The sequence below is a fragment of the Streptomyces sp. SD15 genome, from assembly GCF_054462255.1.
Genome location: NZ_JBTLMO010000114.1, coordinates 1 through 5,625, shown reverse-complemented (window position 1 = coordinate 5,625; position 5,625 = coordinate 1). Strand labels below are relative to the sequence as shown.

At 69.7% G+C, this 5,625-nt stretch carries 7 protein-coding genes; all 7 read left to right on the top strand.

All coding sequences use genetic code 11. The annotated features are described in order from the left end of the window. Positions 1–783, top strand: a 783-nt coding sequence (locus ACX28W_RS43555; protein WP_459005633.1) for an acyl-CoA carboxylase biotin carboxyl carrier protein subunit, incomplete at its 5' end; no start/stop codon positions are given. A 186-nt stretch (positions 784–969) separates the two neighbouring features. Next, positions 970–1,299: a TcmI family type II polyketide cyclase gene (locus ACX28W_RS43550; RefSeq protein ID WP_459005632.1), complete on the top strand. Its 330-nt coding sequence runs from the start codon at positions 970–972 to the stop codon at positions 1,297–1,299. Next, a complete protein-coding gene (locus ACX28W_RS43545; RefSeq protein ID WP_459005631.1) occupies positions 1,296–2,567 on the top strand; it encodes a beta-ketoacyl-[acyl-carrier-protein] synthase family protein in 1,272 nt (423 codons plus the stop codon). Before ACX28W_RS43550 ends, ACX28W_RS43545 begins: the two co-directional genes overlap by 4 nt. Next, complete coding sequence (locus tag ACX28W_RS43540; RefSeq protein WP_459005630.1) at positions 2,564–3,778, top strand: ketosynthase chain-length factor; 1,215 nt, start codon at positions 2,564–2,566, stop codon at positions 3,776–3,778. The genes ACX28W_RS43545 and ACX28W_RS43540 overlap by 4 nt, the downstream gene beginning before the upstream one ends. Before the next feature lie 43 nt (positions 3,779–3,821). Beyond that, complete coding sequence (locus tag ACX28W_RS43535) at positions 3,822–4,097, top strand: acyl carrier protein (protein WP_459005629.1); 276 nt, start codon at positions 3,822–3,824, stop codon at positions 4,095–4,097. Positions 4,098–4,218: 121 nt separating this feature from the next. Continuing rightward, positions 4,219–5,004: a 3-oxoacyl-ACP reductase FabG gene (gene fabG / locus ACX28W_RS43530; RefSeq protein WP_459005628.1), complete on the top strand. Its 786-nt coding sequence runs from the start codon at positions 4,219–4,221 to the stop codon at positions 5,002–5,004. A gap of 84 nt (positions 5,005–5,088) precedes the next feature. Then, positions 5,089–5,625: aromatase/cyclase (locus ACX28W_RS43525; RefSeq protein WP_459005627.1), on the top strand; the 537-nt coding region annotated here is incomplete at its 3' end.

Genomic DNA, 5,625 nt, shown 5'->3' with positions numbered 1-5,625 from the left:
TTCGAGTTCCGCATCAACGGCGAGGACCCCGGCCGGGGCTTCCTCCCCGCCCCCGGCACCGTCACCACCTTCGCCCCACCGTCCGGCCCCGGCGTCCGCCTCGACGCGGGCGTCCAGTGCGGCAGCGTCATCGGCCCGGCGTGGGACTCGCTCCTGGCCAAGCTGATCGTCACCGGCCGTACCCGCGAGGAGGCGCTCCAGCGGGCCGCCCGCGCCCTGGACGAGTTCGAGGTCGGCGGGATGGCCACGGCCCTGCCCTTCCACCGCGCGGTCGTGCGGGACCTCGCCTTCGCCCCCGAACTGACCGGTTCCACGGACCCGTTCACCGTCCACACCCGCTGGATCGAGACCGAGTTCGTCAACACCGTCCCGGCCTTCGCGAGCCCCGCCGACACCGCCGAGGCGGACGACGAGCAGGGCCGCGAGTCCGTCGTCGTCGAGGTCGGCGGCAAGCGCGTGGAGGTCTCGTTGCCGTCCTCGCTGGGCATGTCCCTGGCCCGCACCGGGCTCGCGGCGGGCGCCAAGCCCAAGCGCCGCGCCGCCAAGAGGTCCGGCCCGGTGGTCTCCGGCGACACCCTCGCCTCACCCATGCAGGGCACCATCGTCAAGGTCGCCGTCGAAGAGGGCCAGGAGGTCAACGAGGGCGACCTCGTCGTGGTCCTCGAGGCCATGAAGATGGAGCAGCCTCTCAACGCCCACCGCTCCGGGACGATCAAGGGCCTCACCGCCGAAGTCGGCGCGTCCGTCACCTCCGGCGCCGCCATGTGCGAAATCACCAACTGATTCATTAGCGGATTCATGCGGAAAGCGCGATGCAGCAGCTGTGGATTCCCGGGTTTCCTGCGGAATTCTGACCGGGCCTGACAATTCCCTGACATGGGGAACATTGAAACCGTCCGGACCGCCCCAGATACTGAATATGAGCTTTCGTCAACTGTCGTGTGGTGGGCCTCTAGGAGAGGGAAACGTATGTTCAGCACGCTGATTGTGGCTCGGATGGAACCCGGGTCGAGCGTCGACGTCGCCAAGCTTTTCGGTGATTTCGACAACACGGAAATGCCGCACCTCATGGGCACCCGCCGGCGCCAGCTCTTCCAGTACCGGGGTCTGTATTTCCACCTCCAGGACTTCGACGCGGACAACGGCGGCGAGCTGATCCAGAGCGCCCGGCACGACCCGCGCTTCATACAGATCAGTGACGACCTGAAGCCGTTCATCGAGGCCTACGACCCGGCGACATGGCGTTCCCCGGCCGACGCGATGGCGAAGCGCTTCTACAACTGGGAGGCGTCCGCGTGAGCGAACGACGAGTTGTCATCACCGGCATAGAGGTGCTGGCCCCCGGCGGTGTCGGGGCCAAGAACTTCTGGAACCTGCTGAGCGAGGGCCGTACGGCCACCCGCCGCATCACCTTCTTCGACCCCAGCCAGTTCCGCTCCCGGGTCGCCGCCGAGATCGACTTCGATCCCGTGGAGCACGGCCTGAGCCCGCAGGAGATCCGCCGGATGGACCGCGCCGCGCAGTTCGCGGTGGTCGCGGCCCGTGGCGCGGTCGCCGACAGCGGCATCGACATGGAGGCCTACGACCCCTACCGCGTCGGCGTCACCATCGGCAGCGCGGTCGGCGCCACCATGGGTCTCGACGAGGAGTACAACGTCGTCAGCGACGGCGGCCGGCTCCACCTCGTGGACCACGCGTACACGGTCCCGCACCTGTACAACTACCTGGTCCCCAGCTCCTTCGCGGCCGAGGTCGCGTGGACCGTGGGCGCGCAGGGCCCCAACACGGTGGTCTCCACGGGCTGTACGTCCGGCATCGACTCGGTCGGCCACGCGGTGGAACTGCTCCGCGACGGCTCCGCCGATGTCATGATCACGGGTTCGTCCGACGCCCCGATCTCGCCGATCACGATGGCGTGCTTCGACGCGATCAAGGCGACGACGCCCCGGGACGACGCCCCCGAGCGGGCCTCCCGCCCCTTCGACGGGACCCGCAACGGCTTCGTCCTCGGTGAGGGTGCCGCCGTGTTCGTCCTGGAGGAGCTGGAGAGCGCCAAGCGGCGCGGCGCGCACATCTACGCCGAGATCGCGGGCTATGCGACGCGCTCGAACGCGTACCACATGACGGGTCTGCGGCCGGACGGCGCGGAGATGGCCGAGGCCATCACGGTCGCGCTCGACGAGGCGCGGATGAACCCGACCGAGATCGACTACATCAACGCGCACGGCTCGGGCACCAAGCAGAACGACCGCCACGAGACCGAGGCGTTCAAGCGCAGCCTGGGCGACCACGCCTACCGGACCCCGGTCAGCTCGATCAAATCGATGGTCGGGCACTCGCTCGGCGCGATCGGCTCCATCGAGATCGCCGCGTCCGCGCTGGCGATGGAGAACCACGTCGTGCCGCCCACGGCCAACCTGACCACCCCCGACCCCAAGTGCGACCTCGACTATGTGCCGCTGGTCGCCCGGGAGCAGCTCACCGACGCCGTCCTGACCGTCGGCAGCGGTTTCGGGGGATTCCAGAGCGCCATGGTGCTGGCGCGTCCCGAGAGGAGCGTGGCATGACCACCACGGTGGTAGTGACCGGTCTGGGCATCGCCGCCCCCAACGGCCTGGGCACCCAGGACTTCTGGGCCGCGACCCGGACCGGCAAGAACGGCATCGGACGGGTCACCCGCTTCGACCCGTCCTCCTACCCCTCCACCCTGGCGGGCGAGGTCCCCGGCTTTGTCGCCGAGGACGTGCTGCCGAGCCGGCTGCTGCCGCAGACCGACCACATGACGCGGATGGCGCTGGTCGCCGCCGAGTGGGCGCTCGCCGACGCGGGCATCGACCCCAAGGCACTGGGCGAGTACGACATGGGCGTCGTCACGGCCAGCTCCTCGGGCGGCTTCGAGTTCGGGCAGGGCGAGCTGGAGAAGCTGTGGAGCCAGGGCAGCCAGTACGTGTCCGCGTACCAGTCCTTCGCCTGGTTCTACGCCGTCAACAGCGGCCAGATCTCCATCCGTAACGGGCTGAAGGGCCCCAGCGGTGTCATCGTCAGCGACGAGGCCGGCGGTCTCGACGCGGTGGCGCACGGGCGGCGGCTCATCCGCAAGGGCACCCCGATGATCGTCTCGGGTGGCGTCGACGCCTCCATCTGCCCCTGGGGCTGGGTGGCGCAGATGGCCGGCGACCGGCTGAGCACCAGCGACGAGCCGACCCGCGCCTACCTTCCCTTCGACGCCGACGCGTCCGGCTATGTGCCGGGCGAGGGCGGCGCCATCCTGATCATGGAGTCGGCCTCGTCGGCCTGCGAGCGCGGCGCCAAGATCTACGGCGCGATCGCCGGCTACGGGTCCACCTTCGACCCCCGGCCCGGCAGCGACCGCGAGCCCGGTCTGCGCAAGGCGATCGAACTCGCCCTGGCCGACGCGGAGGTGGCTCCCGAGGACGTGGACGTGGTCTTCGCGGACGCGGCCGGCGTGCCGGAGCTGGACAGGATCGAGGCCGAGGCGATCTCGGCGGTCTTCGGCGTCCGGGGCGTTCCGGTCACCGCGCCCAAGACGATGACGGGCCGGCTGTACTCCGGCGCGGCCCCGCTCGACGTCGCCACCGCGCTGCTGGCCATCGAGGAGGGGCTGATCCCTCCGACGGTGCACGTCGACCCCGACGAGGAGTACGGCCTCGACCTGGTCCTCAACCAGTCGCGCACCGCCCAGGTGCGCACCGCGCTCGTCCTGGCCCGCGGCTACGGCGGCTTCAACTCCGCCCTCGTCGTCCGCGCCGTCGACTGACCCCCTGCCCCACCGAAACGATCCGACCTGGGAAGGAACCCACGTGTCCACTCCGGAATTCACCCTGGACGACCTGCGCCGCATCCTGCTGGAAGGCGCGGGCGTCGACGAGGGGGTCGACCTTGACGGCGACATCCTCGACGAGGCGTTCGAGGTCCTCGGCTACGAGTCGCTGGCCCTGCTGGAGACCGGCAGCCGTATCGAGCGCGAGTACGGAATCGTCCTCGACGAGGACCTGCTGACCGACGCCGACACCCCGCGCGCCCTCATCGAGGCCGTGAACCAGCAGTTCGCCTCCGACGAGCAGGCCGCCGCCTGACGTTCCGTCGGGTTCCCCGGGCCGGGCGAAACCTTTCATCGCATCCGAGCGGGTCTCGTCCGGCCCGGGCTCGCCGCGGCCGCAGCTGTCGCAGATCACCAGCCACAGGGAGAGGAAGAACATGTCAACGCAGGAGAAGCGGGTCGCTCTCATCAGCGGTGCCACCAGCGGCATCGGTCTCGCGGCCGCCCGCGCGCTGGCCGCCGGCGGTCACCGTGTCTTCATCGGCGCGCGCAACGCCGACAACGTCGCCGAGACCGTCAAGGCGCTCCAGGAGGAGGGCATCGAGGCCGACGGCACGGTCCTCGACGTCCGCGACTCCGCGTCGGCCGCCGCCTTCGTGCAGGCCGCCGTCGACCGCTTCGGCACCGTCGACGTCCTGGTCAACAACGCCGGCCGGTCCGGTGGCGGCGTCACCGCCGACATCGAGGACGAGCTGTGGACCGATGTCATCGACACCAACCTCAACAGCGTCTTCCGGCTGACCCGGGAGGTCCTCAACACCGGCGGCATGCGCCACAAGAGTCGCGGCCGGATCATCAACATCGCCTCCACCGCGGGCAAGCAGGGCGTCGTCCTGGGTGCCCCCTACTCCGCCTCCAAGCACGGCGTGGTCGGTTTCACCAAGGCCCTCGGCAACGAGCTGGCCCCCACCGGCATCACCGTGAACGCCGTCTGCCCCGGCTATGTCGAGACGCCGATGGCGCAGCGTGTGCGCGCCGGATACGCCGCCGCGTACGACACCTCCGAGGACGCCATCCTCGAGAAGTTCCAGGCCAAGATCCCGCTCGGCCGCTACTCCACCCCCGAGGAGGTTGCCGGCATGGTCGCCTATCTCGCCTCCGACACGGCCGCCTCGGTCACCGCGCAGGCCATCAACGTGTGCGGCGGACTCGGCAACTTCTGAGCACGCCCCCGTACGCCCCCGTACGCCCCCGCACGCCGCCCACCTGTCGGCAGCCCGTACCCAGCCATGGAAGAAGAAAGCGTCATGACGACCCGTGAGGTAGAGCACGAAATCACGATCGCCGCGCCCGCACCGGCCGTGTACCGGCTGCTGGCGGAGGTCACCAACTGGCCGCGGATCTTCCCGCCCACCATCCACGTGGACCGGGTGGAGCACGACGGATCGCAGGAGCGGATACAGATCTGGGCCACCGCCAACGGCGAGGCCAAGAACTGGACCTCGCGTCGCGAACTGGACCCCGAGGCCCTGCGCATCACCTTCCGCCAGGAGGTGACCGCCCCGCCGGTCGCCGCGATGGGCGGCACCTGGATCATCGAGCCGCTCGGCGAGAACGAGTCCCGGGTACGGCTGCTGCACGATTACCGCGCCATCGACGACGACCCGCACGACCTGATCTGGATCGACGCGGCCGTCGACAAGAACAGCCGCTCCGAGCTGGCCGCGCTGAAACAGAACGTCGAGCTCGCGCACGCCGCGGAGGAAGTGACGTTCTCCTTCGAGGACACCGTCTACATCGACGGCGCGGCGAAGGACGTGTACGCCTTCATCAACGAGGCGAAC